Source organism: Cupriavidus sp. BIC8F (assembly GCF_032465815.1).
GTDB classification, from domain to species: domain Bacteria; phylum Pseudomonadota; class Gammaproteobacteria; order Burkholderiales; family Burkholderiaceae; genus Cupriavidus; species Cupriavidus necator.
The window spans coordinates 639,731-652,072 of sequence record NZ_CP136095.1; the positions used below are offsets into that span (position 1 = coordinate 639,731).

At 68.3% G+C, this 12,342-nt stretch carries 9 protein-coding genes; 6 read left to right on the forward strand and 3 right to left on the reverse strand.

What is annotated here, in order from left to right; genetic code table 11:
* The first annotated feature begins 227 nt into the window (after positions 1 to 227).
* The 4 genes from RS901_RS23145 (at position 228) to RS901_RS23160 (ending at position 6,297) form a co-directional block, all read left to right on the forward strand.
* Positions 228 to 956, forward strand: coding sequence for a response regulator transcription factor (locus RS901_RS23145; protein ID WP_013953800.1), 729 nt, complete (start codon positions 228 to 230; stop codon positions 954 to 956).
* Positions 949 to 2,640 carry a FecR domain-containing protein gene (locus RS901_RS23150; protein ID WP_316156318.1) on the forward strand — a complete coding sequence of 564 codons (1,692 nt, stop codon included), beginning with the start codon at positions 949 to 951 and terminating at the stop codon, positions 2,638 to 2,640. Before RS901_RS23145 ends, RS901_RS23150 begins: the two co-directional genes overlap by 8 nt.
* Positions 2,615 to 5,050: a CHASE2 domain-containing protein gene (locus RS901_RS23155; RefSeq protein ID WP_316156320.1), complete on the forward strand. Its 2,436-nt coding sequence runs from the start codon at positions 2,615 to 2,617 to the stop codon at positions 5,048 to 5,050. The genes RS901_RS23150 and RS901_RS23155 overlap by 26 nt, the downstream gene beginning before the upstream one ends.
* Before the next feature lie 566 nt (positions 5,051 to 5,616).
* Complete coding sequence (locus RS901_RS23160) at positions 5,617 to 6,297, forward strand: TetR/AcrR family transcriptional regulator (RefSeq protein ID WP_316156323.1); 681 nt, start codon at positions 5,617 to 5,619, stop codon at positions 6,295 to 6,297.
* Positions 6,298 to 6,608: 311 nt separating this feature from the next.
* Here RS901_RS23160 and RS901_RS23165 read toward each other — a convergent pair whose 3' ends face one another.
* Entirely contained in the window at positions 6,609 to 7,697 is a 1,089-nt protein-coding gene (locus tag RS901_RS23165) for a ferritin-like domain-containing protein (protein ID WP_316156326.1), read from the reverse strand.
* Positions 7,698 to 7,874: 177 nt separating this feature from the next.
* On the opposite strand from RS901_RS23165, the gene RS901_RS23170 reads away from it, so the two are divergent.
* Both RS901_RS23170 and RS901_RS23175 read left to right on the forward strand, forming a co-directional pair.
* On the forward strand, positions 7,875 to 8,891 hold the full coding sequence (locus RS901_RS23170; protein WP_316156328.1) for a ferredoxin--NADP reductase: 1,017 nt from the start codon (positions 7,875 to 7,877) through the stop codon (positions 8,889 to 8,891).
* A gap of 120 nt (positions 8,892 to 9,011) precedes the next feature.
* Positions 9,012 to 10,109 carry a Zn-dependent alcohol dehydrogenase gene (locus RS901_RS23175; protein WP_316156330.1) on the forward strand — a complete coding sequence of 366 codons (1,098 nt, stop codon included), beginning with the start codon at positions 9,012 to 9,014 and terminating at the stop codon, positions 10,107 to 10,109.
* Between the two features lie 127 nt (positions 10,110 to 10,236).
* Here RS901_RS23175 and RS901_RS23180 read toward each other — a convergent pair whose 3' ends face one another.
* Both RS901_RS23180 and RS901_RS23185 read right to left on the reverse strand, forming a co-directional pair.
* Positions 10,237 to 11,610 (reverse strand): heavy metal sensor histidine kinase, encoded by a 1,374-nt coding sequence (locus tag RS901_RS23180; RefSeq protein ID WP_316156332.1) that lies wholly within the window; start codon positions 11,608 to 11,610, stop codon positions 10,237 to 10,239.
* Positions 11,607 to 12,302 (reverse strand): heavy metal response regulator transcription factor, encoded by a 696-nt coding sequence (locus tag RS901_RS23185; RefSeq protein WP_316156334.1) that lies wholly within the window; start codon positions 12,300 to 12,302, stop codon positions 11,607 to 11,609. Before RS901_RS23185 ends, RS901_RS23180 begins: the two co-directional genes overlap by 4 nt.
* Positions 12,303 to 12,342 lie beyond the last annotated feature (40 nt).

The window sequence follows — 12,342 nt, forward strand, 5'->3', positions numbered from 1 at the left end:
GGATCGGCGCAGTTGCCGCCGCCACCCCTCGTCGGGGCATCTCGACGAATGGGCCCGCGATTGGGTAACATGGAGGCAGCCGGCGGGCTTCGGCCTGGCCCGTCGGATCAGATCGACGGCCGCGCCCCCTGGGGGTGAATATGAGGAATGACTTGCCGGCCGAGCCGTCGACATGCCGTGGCAGAGACCGCAGTTGCAGTCGGAAGCTGGCAGAAGGATGTAGAGGTATGCGTATTGCCTCCGTGGAGGATGATCCGGATCAGGCCGAACTGATCCGGCAGATATTGAGCGAAGCCGGCTTCGAGTGCGAGTCCTTCGCCAACGGCGCGGACTTGCTGCGCGCGCTGCGCGAGCGCGCCTATGACCTGTTGCTGGTCGACTGGCAGTTGCCGGGCACCAGCGGCTATGAGCTGGTCAGCTGGGTGCGGCAGAAGTCCGGCAATATGCCGCCGATCCTGTTCGTCACCAGCCGCACCGCCGAATCCGACATCGTCGACGGCCTGACGGTGGGCGCCGACGACTACATGCTCAAGCCCATCCGCGCCGGCGAGCTGATCGCCCGCGTGCGCTCGCTGCTGCGCCGCGCCTACCCCGAGGCCGCGCAGGAAGTGGAACTGATCCGGCGCGGCAACTACACCGTCGATACCCACGCGCGCACCATCACCGTCGGCGGCGAGCCGGCGCTGCTGTCGCCGCGCGAATATGAGCTGGCCCTGTTCCTGTTCCGCAATACCGGGCGCCTGCTGGCGCGCGAGGTGATGGAGCAGGCCGTCTGGGGCCGCGCCATGGGGGCGGGCTCGCGCACGCTGGATACGCATATCTCGCGGCTGCGCCTGAAGCTGGCGCTGCGCCCCGAGAACGGCGTGCGGCTGACCTCCGTGTATTCGCACGGCTATCGCTTTGAAGAGGCTTCCGCGGCTGACGCGGAAGCGGATGAGGCCGGGGCGGATGCGTAAGCTGATTGGATGTGCCGCGCTGGCCCTGCTGGCCGGCGTGGCGGTTCCGGCGCACGCCGGGCCCGCGGGCGCGGAAGGCGCCGATTTTATCTACGTGGTGGAGCCGGGCGATACGCTGATCGGCCTGGCCTCGCGCTACATGGCGTCCGAGGAAGGCTGGCGCACGCTGCAGCGCCTGAACGGCGTGGCCGATCCGTACCGGCTGGTGCCCGGCTCGCGCCTGCGCATCCCGCTCAGCCAGATTCCCGAGCAGGCCGCCTCGGCGCGCGTGGTCTATGTGGCCGGCGAGGTCCGCGCCAATGGCCGGCCGGTGCAGGCCGGCATGACGCTGGACGAAGCCGCGCGCATCGAGACCCCCGCGGGCGGCTCGGTCACGCTGGAGCTGCCGGACCGCAGCCGCGTCACAGTGCCGCCGGCCACCACGCTCTTGGTCAGCCGGCTGCGCACGTTCGCGCGCAGCGGCCTGACCGACACCGTGATCCGCATCGACAAGGGTGCCGCCGATACGCGCGTGGCGCCGCAGGGCGGCGGCGTCGGGCGCTTCGAGCTGCATACGCCGATGATGGTGACCGGCGTGCGCGGCACCCGCTACCGGGTCTCGGCCGACACCGCGGGAAGCCGCAGCGAGGTGCTGGACGGGCGCGTCGGCGTCAGCGCGGCGCGGGGCGCCCGCGCCCGGCCGGCAGCGGACGCGCGCCATGACCGCGGCGGCATCGGTCGGTGCCGGCTATGGCATCGGCGTGTCGGCCGGCGGCAAGCTGTCGCAGCCGGTGGCGCTGCTGCCGGCGCCGGCCCTGTTGCCCCGGCCGATACCGTGCTGGGCCCGTCCTTCGAGGCCGCCTGGCAGCCGGTGCCGGGCGCCACCGCCTACCGCGTGCTGGTGGCGCGCGATGCGGCGCTGAGCGAACTGGCCTGGACCGGCATCGTCAGTGGCGCCAATGCCACGGCCGCCCGTGTAGACGGGCTGCCCGAGGGCATGCTGTACCTGAGCGTCAGCGCCATCGACAAGCACCAGCTGACCGGGCACGGCGCGCAGGCGCCGGTGGCGGTGCGGCTGAACCCGCCGGCGCCGTTCACGCAGCAGCCTGCCGCCGATGCGGTGCGCTATGCCGACGCCGTCGCCTTCGAATGGGCCACCGTGCCGGGCGCGGCGCGCTACGAACTGGCGCTGGCGGCCGATCCCGCCTTTACGCGCGACGCCGTGCGGCAGGCGGCCTCCGGGCCCGCCGCCGCGCAAGCGCTGGTGCCGGGCCGCTGGTGGTGGCGCGTGCGCAGCGTCGATGCGGCGGGCCGGCCGGGCCCGTGGTCGGACGCGGTTCCGTTCAGCGTCGAGCCCAAGCCGCCCGTGCCGACCCTGCAGGACGACGGCGGCGCGCTGCATATCGGCTGGCCCGAGGGCGGCGGCGCCGGCGCGGGCTACCGGGTCCAGGTGTCGGGCGATGCCGGCTTTGCCACGCTGCTGGCCGACGAGCACACCACCACCAACACCATTGACCTGCCGCGCCCCGCGCCCGGCGTCTATTTCATCCGCGTGGCACGCGCGGCGCCGGGGGTGACGCCGGATCCGGCGGCGTTCTCCGCGCCACAGCGCATCGAAGTCTCTGCCTTCCTGCGCGACTCGCAGGGCGGCGCGATCGGGTCGGGCGACCGGCCGGACGGTGGTGGCCGCGTCCGGCTCAACTGACGCGCCAGGTCCGGCACCGGCCGCGCCCGGGCGGGCAGGCGGGCGGGCTTTCGGGCGTCGCACGCGGATCGAATGGTGCCTGCTGCTTGTGGCCGTGCTGGCCCTGGTGGTGCTGGCCGCGCGCCAGGGCTGGGCCGAGCGCGCCGACCTGGCTGCCTACGACATCGCCATCAGCGCCCAGCACCATCCGGCCCGCGACGACATCGTCATCGTCGGCATCGATGACGCCAGCATCACCGCCATCGGCCGCTGGCCGTGGCGCCGCGCGGTGCTGGCGCAGCTGGTCGAGCGCATCGCCGCCGGCCGGCCGCGCGTGATCGGCGTGGACGTGATCCTGTCCGAGCGCGACACCCGCTATCCGCAAGACGACGCCGTGCTGGCCCGCAGCCTGGCCCAGGCCGGCAACGTGGTGCTGCCGGTGGTGGCCGAATCCGGCCCTGCCGGCATGCTGGTGCGCTACCCGCTGGCCGGGCTGGGCGCCGCGGTGGGGCATATCAACATGGTGGTCGACACCGATGGCGTGGCACGCCAGGTCTATCTGAGCGAGGGGCCCCATCCGGTCGCCGCCGCCGGCGTGCCGCACCTGGCCGTGGTGATGGCGGCGTTCGGGCGCGCCGCCGAGCCGCCCGGCATCGCGCGCCAGGAGCCGGCCCGGATCACCGAAGCCAATGGCTGGGAGCGCAGCGGCCGCCTGCGCATCCCGTATGCCGGCCCGCCCGGCACCTTTGCCCGCGTGTCGGCGCGCGACGTGCTGGACGGCCGCGCCAATCCCGCCATCTTTGCCGGCAAGGCCGTGCTGATCGGCGCGCTGGCCACCGGCATGGGCGACGTGCTGCCGACGCCGGTGTCGCGCGATGGCCGCGGCATGAGCGGGGTGGAGATCCTGGCCAATACCGTGCAGGCACTGACCGACGGCGATGCCATCGTGGCGGTGCCGCGCGCCTGGCAGGTCGGCGGCACGCTGCTGGCGGTGCTGCTGGCCGCACTGGCCGCGCTGCGCCTGCCCCCGCGCGGCGCGCTGGTGGCCACCGGGTTGCTGCTGGCCGCCCTGCTGGGCGGCTCGCTGTTGCTGCCGGCGCTGGCGCGGCTGTGGTTCGCGCCCGCCGCCGCGGCGCTGGGCTGCGTGCTGTTCTACCCGCTGTGGAGCTGGCTGCGCCAGGAGGCGGCCCTGCGCTTCCTTACCGACGAACTGGCGCGGCTGGAACGCGAACCCGGCCTGATTGCCGCGCCACGCCATACCGGCGCCACGCTCGACAGCCGCATGCGCGCCGTCTACGGCATGAGCGCGCAGCTGCGCGGCATGCGCCGCTTCCTGTCCGATGGCCTGGAAAGCCTGCCCGATGCCACCGCGATCTGCGACCTGGATGGCGGCGTGATGCTGGCCAACCGGCGCTGCGTGGCGCTGGCGCCCGCCGTGCTGGACGGCGAGCCCGCGCGCGCACCGGGCGAGGCCGGCCCGCCGCGGGCCGCCATCCGCGCACTGATCGAGGCAATCTTTCCCGCGCCGGCACCGGCCCTGGCGTACTGGCAGGCGCTGCATGACCGCTACGCCGATGCCCGCATCGCCCCGGCCCCGGTCCCCGACGGCGGCATCGAGGTGGCCGGGCGCGGCGACCGCCGCTACCTGCTGCATGGCGCGCCGCTGCATGCCGAGGCCGGCGCCGTGGCCGGCCTGATCGTCAGCGTGATCGACATCACCGCGATCCGCATCGCCGAGCGCCAGCGCGAGCAGATGCTGCGCTTCCTGTCGCACGACATGCGCTCGCCGCAGGCGTCGATCCTGGCCTTGATCGAGCTGCATGAGCGCCGCGCGCGGCGCGATGGGGCAGCCGCCGGCGATATCGCCACGGACAGCGGCGTGCTGGCCCGCATCGCCGCCCATGCACGCCGCACGATGACGCTGGCCGACGACTTCATCAGCGTCGCGCGCGCGGAGTCGAAGACCCTGGCGTTCATGGAAGTGGAATTGGGTGGCCTGGTGCTGGATGCGACGGACCAGCTCTGGGCGCTGGCCAAGGCCCGTGACGTGACGCTGCAGATCGACCTGCCGGACGACCCCGCGGTGCTGCAGGGTGAACCGACGCTGCTGGCGCGCGCCATTGCCAACCTGGTCAGCAATGCGATCAAGTTCAGCCCGCAAGGGGGGACCGTGACGGTCTCGCTCACGCGTGAGCCGGGCAGCTTTGTCGTTGCCGTGCAGGACCACGGGCCGGGGATTGCCGAGGCCGACCAGGCACGATTGTTCGAACCGTTCGCGCGCCTGCATGAGGGGCAGCAGGGCGCGCCGGAAGGCGCGGGCCTGGGGCTGGTGCTGGTGCGGACCGTGGCCGAGCGGCATGGCGGCAAGGCCAGCGTGCTGAGTGCGGCTGGCGCGGGAGCGGTGTTCCGCATCGAATTGCCGGTGGCCTGAGCGGCACGGCAACTGCCGCTAGGCGTGTTGCGGCCGCCGACACAATTGTTGGCAGTCGCCACAGGCGGATTTGCGTAGCATCGGATCGCCGCTGGAGCCGCATCCGGTGGTCTTCGCGCCCACGCCAGCTCCCCCACTGGCTGTAACTGGCGTGGGCGGCTTTTTTGAAGTGGGATGGGATATGCGGACAGTTGTCACGCTTGGCCTCTCTCCGGACTGCGTCACGCCATTTGATGCCGGGAAGCGGGGGAACCCACCCCTTGGCCGGTCGGCCTGTTGGCACGCGGAACGGCCGCGGAACCCTGCAATGTGCGACTTCGAGAGTTTGGCGGCTGCTGGCACGCCTTGGCCTATAGTTGGGAGGTAAAATACTGCCTTCTGCCGCACAACAGCTCCCGGACTATTTTCCCTCGCTGAAGCGACAGGCAAGACGTCAGCCATTTCCTCAAATGTAGTCGGCCCATAGGCACAGCAGAATCGCCATGCCCACATCGCCCAAGTCCACTTCGCGACGAACTGCCATGACGCGAGCCAGGTCAGCCTCGCAGCGCGAGGCCAGGATGCCGATGGCGAGCAAGGAATCCGAGGGCCTGGTCCGGCGCCCGCTCCAGTCACGCAGCGAGCAGAGCCTGGCGAATATGGTGGCCGCCTGCCGTGCGCTGGCCGAGCAGCGTGGAAATCTGGACGAAATCTCCCTTGGCGAGGTGGTGGCGGCGGCGAAGACATCCATCGGCGCCTTCTACGCGCGTTTCAAGGACAAGGAGGCGATGCTCGCCTATGTTCTCGACGTCGTGCTCGGTGAAGCAGAGCAGGTCGCGCTACGTTCGATCGCGGAGCATACGGTCTGGCAAACCGGGCCGGCCGAGGCGATCGTCGAGCGGATTGTGCACTTCTATGTCAGCCAGTATCGCGAGAACCGGGGCTTGTTCGGCGCCTTCCTGCGGCACTACACCGCGCGTGGTCTCGAACAGAATCTCATGCGCAAGGCCAATCGCCGCATCATCGGTCTGATAGAGCCCTGGCTGGCCAGCCAGATCCGCGACCGCTCCCGGCCGGTTGCCATCTTCGAAGTCCGTGCCGCCATCCAGTTCGTCGTCGGAACGCTTTCCAATATACTGCTCCACGACCCTGGGCCGCTGCATCTTGACGATGAGGCAATCGAGCAACATCTGAACCGCATGGCGACGCGCTACCTCGGGCTCCCGGAAGCCCGTCCGGCTCGGGGCGGGCGTCGCCTTACGCGATAGCCGCCCGCCCGGCAACCATGGCTCGGAAGGAAACTGGCTTGACGTCCATGTAATCCCTCAGCCCATGCACGCCATTTTCACGTCCATTGCCGGGCGCCTTGTACCCTCCGAACGGCAGCGAGAAGCGCCCTCGGTCTTGCCCTCGCCATAGATCATGTTGAACACGCCGGGCGGGGTGCCTATGTTCCGGGTTCGTGGGCGCATAGGAACGCGAACGTGGGGGATTAAAACAGAATCATTGTTCTGTTTAATGTTCGGCGCGACCCGGGACCGGGCGAACCTCCGCGTGCCCGGGTGCGGATCGCATCGTACTATTGGCTGATGCCAGCGCTACGCGCCCCATCGATGGTGGTCATCACATGGCGGCGCGCATCGAACTCCTCGGCGACCTTCTGGTCGTTGGCGAACTGAGCCTCGACGTCAACATTGGCGAACTCGATCGCGCCCATGGCGGCAAAGGCGTCCTGTACGCGCTGGCTCCACAGCCCTATATCCTTTACCGTAGGCACGATGCGGCTGAACAGCCGCTGGCGGAACATGCGCATGTGTTCCGACTCCATTACCGCTTTGGCGCACTCATCCTCGGGGAGTCCCAGGCGACCCCATACCTCCTTCTGGTCGAACCGGTCACGCATCTGGTAGCAAGCTTCTATGACGAAATCTTCCCGCTCGCGTTGCTCCGCCTGCGTCAGTTGCGGATAGTAGCCGCGCAACGCAGTGCGGCCGAAGGCGACATGGCGCGCCTCATCCTGCATCACATAAGCATTGATCGATGCCGCAAGGGGGTTCTTCGAGTAATCGCGAATTCGCTGGAAAGCTGCCAGCGCAAGCCCCTCGACCAGAACCTGCATGCCGAGATAGCAGAAGTCCCAGCGCGAATCGGACAGGATGGATTCCAGCAGGGATTTCAGGCCGGGCGTGATCGGATACATGACACCAACCTTCTCGTGCAGCAGGCGGGAATACGCTTCCACGTGGCGCGCCTCATCCATGGTCTGGGTGGCGGCATAGAACTTGGCGTCGATTTCCGGGACCATTTGCACGATGCGCGCTGCGACCATGAGCGCGCCTTGCTCGCCATGCAGGAACTGCGACAGCGAATGCGCTTGCTGATGAATGCGCACGTCGATGCGGTCCTTCTCGCCCAGCTTGTCCCACAGCCTGGTGCCGTAGATCGGGATCATGCGGTCGTCCAGTTCCTGGGGATTCTCCGGATCGAGTTCCTGCGACCAGTCGATGCGGTCCGTCGCATTCCATTGCTGTTTCTTGCTGGTCTCGTAGAGCTGCAGAAGCTTCGATGACTCGTCGTCGTACTCCCAGTTGAACTCAGTGGCTACCTGGCTGCTGACAGACCAGCCGGTCTGCATGACGGGCAGGGTGTAACGATGTAGCGATGACATGACGTCTCCTTTGACGTGTTCTTGTTTCTGACCGATCTGTCCCGGCGGGCCGCATTGCCGGAGTTCGGGGAGACCTGCCTTGTGTTCGTTTTTGTCTCCGGCTATAAATAGAAGAATAATTCTGTTTCGGATGAATGCAAGTGCCCGCTATATGGGCCGATGATTGAGGAGACCCCCATGCAGTTCCATCGCCTTACCGTTGCAGACGTGGTCGAAGAGACTGGGGAAGCGCGCTCCTACGCGCTTTCCGTGCCGGAGGCGCTGCACGCATCGTTCCGTTATCGAGCGGGGCAGCACCTGACTTTCAGGGTAAACGTGGATGGGGAAATCCTGGCCCGCAGCTACTCGTTGTCGAGCTCGCCGGAGCCGGGGGGGCTGCCGGTGGTCACGGTCAAGCGTGTTCCGCAGGGCCGGGCCTCGCACTGGTTCCATGCACATGTCGGACCCGGGACGGTGCTGGAGGCAAGTGTGCCCACCGGCCGCTTCGTGTGCGACGAAGGCGAATCGCCTCTGGTGTTCTGCGCGGCCGGCAGTGGTATCACGCCGGTCCTTTCGATGATCCGCTCCGTGCTGGCAGGCACGCGACGTTCGATCACGCTCTTCTATGCCAACCGGGACGCGGACAGCGTCATCTTCGGGGACGCCATCGCCCGGCTGGCCGAGGCGCATTCGGACCGGCTGGAGGTGGTGATGCACTACGACGACCAGAATGGCTACCCGGAGGCCGGCAGGCTCGCGAAGCTGCTGGGGCGCGGGAACACCTTCCAGCTTTACCTGTGCGGGCCGGCGCCGTTCATGGCGACTGTGCAACAGGCCGCGGCCGCTGCCGGGGTCCCGGGTTCCCACGTGCACCTGGAGCGCTTCGACGCGGCGCCGGTCGCGCAAGGGGGGGCAGCGGCGCCTTGGTCGGACCAGGATTGCCATGCGCGCGTCACGACCGGAGGAACCCAGCACGTGGTGCGCGTGGCCGGTGGCCAGACCCTGCTGCAGGCCGCTCTTGCGGTCGGATTGGAAGTGCCATACGCCTGCAAGGAGGGCTACTGTGGTTCGTGCGCGGCGAAATGCGTGGACGGCGAGGTCATCCACGCACGCAATGACGTGTTCAATGCCGACGACCTCGCGGGCGGCTGGATCCTGGCTTGCCAGGCGCACCCGCGCCACGACCGGCCGGTCGCCATCACCTTCGACGTATGAGCTTCGCGAACGCGATGGCCGCAGGGCGGCGCAGCCGGCCGCCGCATCCTGATTCGGCTTGCATGCCGCGCCGCAACGGCGCGGGTCATCAATGTAGGAAGGAAAACCTGGAGACAGAAGATGAAAGCTGCAGTGATGGAAAAGGTGGGCGCACCGCTCTCCATTCGTGATGTTGCCATCGTGGAGCCTGGGCCGCGTGAAGTGCTGGTGCGCACGGCTGCCGTGGGATTGTGTCATAGCGATCTCCACATGATCCACGGCATATACCCGCTGCCGTTGCCTGCCGTACTCGGTCACGAGGTGTCAGGGGTCGTTGAGGCAGTCGGGTCTGAGGTTTCGGGGCTGAAGGCGGGCGACCACGTGGTCGGTTGCCTGTCGGTCTATTGCGGGCACTGCCCGGTTTGTGCGTCAGGCCATCAGGTCTTGTGCCAGAATCCCGAAGTCAAGCAACCGGCGGGCAAGGCTGATCGCCTTCGCCTGGCCGGCAATCCGCTCAGCCAGGTCTTCAACCTCTCGGGCTTTGCCGAGCAGATCCTGGTGCACGAAAATGCGCTGGTGAGAATCCGCCAGGACATGCCGCTGGACCGCGCGGCCCTGCTGGGCTGTGCCGTCATCACCGGCACCGGCGCTGTTTTTCACAGCGCGAAAGTGCAGCCGGGCAGCAGCGTGGTGGTGGTGGGTTGCGGTGGTGTCGGTCTCTCTGCCATCAACGGCGCGGCCATTGCCGGGGCCGCCCGGATCATTGCGGTCGACATGTTGCCGGCCAAGCTGGAGCTGGCCCGCAAATTCGGCGCGACTGACGTGGTGAATGCCGGCGAGGGCGATGCCGTGGCGCAAGTGTTGTCGCTGACGGGTGGCGGCGCGGACTTTGCCTTCGAGTGCATTGGCCTCAAGCAGACCGTGGAGCAGTGCTATGCGATGCTGGCGCCGGCGGGTACCGCCACGGTGATCGGCCTGTTCCGCCCCGACGCCAGGATCGAACTGCCAGCCATCGACTTCTTGCGCGAGAAGCGTCTCCAGGGCTCGCTTATGGGGTCGAACCGGCTGAGCGTTGACATCCCGCGTCTGGTCGAGCTGTACATGCAGGGCAAGCTGCTGCTCGACGACCTGATCTCGCAGCGAATCTCGCTGGACGAGATCAACGAAGGCTTTATCGCCATGCAGTCTGGCAATGTGGCCCGCTGTGTGGTCACGTTCCCGGGCGTGGGCGGTCTGTAGTGAGTGCCCTGGCGCGCCAGCCTGACTATGCATTGAGTGCCTGATCCCAGGCCCGCGTACCGCGCCCGACAAGTCGGGTCTGGTACGCAGCCTGCCAGGGGCGGCAAGCTAGCGCATAACCGCCAACCTATCCCCTGAACGTCAGGATAAACCTCGTCTTCCCCCCCTCCGACTCCACCCCGATCCCCCCGCCGTGCGCAGCCACAATCGCCTGCGTGATCGCCAGCCCCAGCCCCGCGCCATCGGACTCGGGCCGCGCCCGCGACTTGTCGGCACGGAAGAAGCGGTCGAACAGCGATGGCAGCAATTCCGGCCGGATGGTGTCGCCTTCGTTCTCGACCACCACTGTCACCGCTGCGGCGGCAGGCGATATTTCCACCACGATGCCCTTGCCCGCGGGCGTTTGCCGCAACGCATTCGACAGCAGGTTGCTCAACGCGCGCCGCAGCATCAGCCGGTCGCCGGTGATGCGGCCACGGCCGCGCAGCGTCAGCCGCACACCTTTGTCCTCGGCCAGCGCGTCATAGAAATCGAACAGCGCGGCGACTTCATCCGCGATCTCGATCGGCTCCGCGTTGGGCAGCGAGATGCCGTGCTCCATCTTGGCCAGATAAAGCATGTCCGACACCATGCGCGACAGCCGCTGCAGCTCTTCCACGTTGGACGCCAGCACGTCGCGGTACTTGTCCGCCTCGCGCGGCTGCGACAGCACTACCTGGGTCTGCGTCATCAGGTTGGTGATCGGCGTGCGCAGCTCGTGCGCCAGGTCTGACGAGAATTCCGACAAGCGCGTGAAGTCGCGCTGCAGGCGTTCCAGCATGGCGTTGAGCGTCGCGGCCAGGTCGGCCATTTCCACCGGCACGGCATCGACCGGCATGCGCTCGTCAAGCTTGTGCGCGGTGACGGCGCGCGCGCGCGAGGCCATGGTGCGCAGTGGCCAGAGTCCGCGGCGCGCGGCCCACCAGCCCAGCAGCCCGCTCGCCAGCGCGGCCAGCGCGGTGTAGAAGGCCAGCGACTGGCGGAAGGCGTGCATGAAGTGGGCATGCAGCGCCGTGTCCATGCCGACCACGACCTGCAGCGGCCCCGGCTGTCCGGGCGCCACCTGCGCCAGCGCACGCATGCCGTGGTAAGTCTGGCCACCCTGTTCCCAGGTGAAGGCATGCCGCTGCGCCGGAAGTTGCGCGGCGGCGGCCTGTGCCATGCCGAAGTCGAAGTCCTGCGTGGCATACAGGCGCTTGCCGTCTGCGGCACGCACCTCGGCCACGAATCCGGCATGGTGTTCCAGCACCGGGCCCAGGCGCTGCGGCAGCGACGCCGCCGGGCCTTCGGCCGCGATCTTCTGGATCAGCCGCACGTTGTCGCCCAGTACGGCGTAGTCCTCGTCGGCGAAATGATTGTCGATCGCCAGCCGGATCAGCACGCCCAGCCCCAGCAGCACCGCGGCCGACGACAGCGAGAACAGGATGGTGAGCCGTGCCGTCAGCGACATCCGGCCCTTCATTCAGCGTCCTCCGCTGCCTCGGGGGCTTCCAGCACATAGCCCATGCCGCGCACGGTCTGGATCAGCTTGGGCTCGAACTCATCGTCGATCTTTGCGCGCAGGCGCCGGATGGCGACGTCGATGACGTTGCTGTCGCTGTCGAAGTTCATGTCCCACACCTGCGAGGCGATCAGCGAGCGCGGCAGCACTTCGCCGCGGCGTCGCGCCAGCAGTTCCAGCAAGGCGAACTCCTTGCTGGTCAGCGTGATGCGGCGCCCGGCGCGCGTGGCCCGGCGGCGGCCCAGGTCCAGCACCAGGTCGGCCACCTGGATGCGGTCCAGCGCCATCTGCGCCGTGCCCCGGCGCAGCAGCGTGCGCACCCGCGCGAGCAGCTCGGAAAAGGCGAAGGGCTTGACCAGGTAGTCGTCCGCACCGAGCTCCAGCCCCTTGACGCGGTCGGCCACGCTGTCACGCGCGGTCAGGAACAGCACCGGCACGGCGATCTCGGCCGCGCGCAGCGCCTGCACGATGCGCCAGCCGTCGACGTCCGGCAGCATCACGTCCAGGATGACCAGGTCATAGGGCTCGGTCATCGCCAGATGCTGGCCGTCCAGCCCGTTGGCCACCAGGTCGACGACAAAGCCCGCCTCGGTCAGTCCCTGGCGCAGGTATTCGCCGGTCTTGGACTCGTCCTCCACCACTAGCAGTTTCATCAGCACTTTCCTTGATCGATCGGCCCTTTGGGCAGGCTCC

What these genes read in the sequence shown, in the direction of transcription:
- RS901_RS23145 (WP_013953800.1), top strand. Translation starts at nt 228, where the DNA reads ATGCGTATTGCCTCCGTGGAGGATGATCCGGATCAGGCCGAACTGATC.
- RS901_RS23150 (WP_316156318.1), top strand. Translation starts at nt 949, where the DNA reads ATGCGTAAGCTGATTGGATGTGCCGCGCTGGCCCTGCTGGCCGGCGTG.
- RS901_RS23160 (WP_316156323.1), top strand. Translation starts at nt 5,617, where the DNA reads ATGGCGAGCAAGGAATCCGAGGGCCTGGTCCGGCGCCCGCTCCAGTCA.
- RS901_RS23165 (WP_316156326.1), bottom strand. Translation starts at nt 7,697, where the DNA reads ATGTCATCGCTACATCGTTACACCCTGCCCGTCATGCAGACCGGCTGG.
- RS901_RS23170 (WP_316156328.1), top strand. Translation starts at nt 7,875, where the DNA reads ATGCAGTTCCATCGCCTTACCGTTGCAGACGTGGTCGAAGAGACTGGG.
- RS901_RS23175 (WP_316156330.1), top strand. Translation starts at nt 9,012, where the DNA reads ATGAAAGCTGCAGTGATGGAAAAGGTGGGCGCACCGCTCTCCATTCGT.
- RS901_RS23180 (WP_316156332.1), bottom strand. Translation starts at nt 11,610, where the DNA reads ATGAAGGGCCGGATGTCGCTGACGGCACGGCTCACCATCCTGTTCTCG.
- RS901_RS23185 (WP_316156334.1), bottom strand. Translation starts at nt 12,302, where the DNA reads ATGAAACTGCTAGTGGTGGAGGACGAGTCCAAGACCGGCGAATACCTG.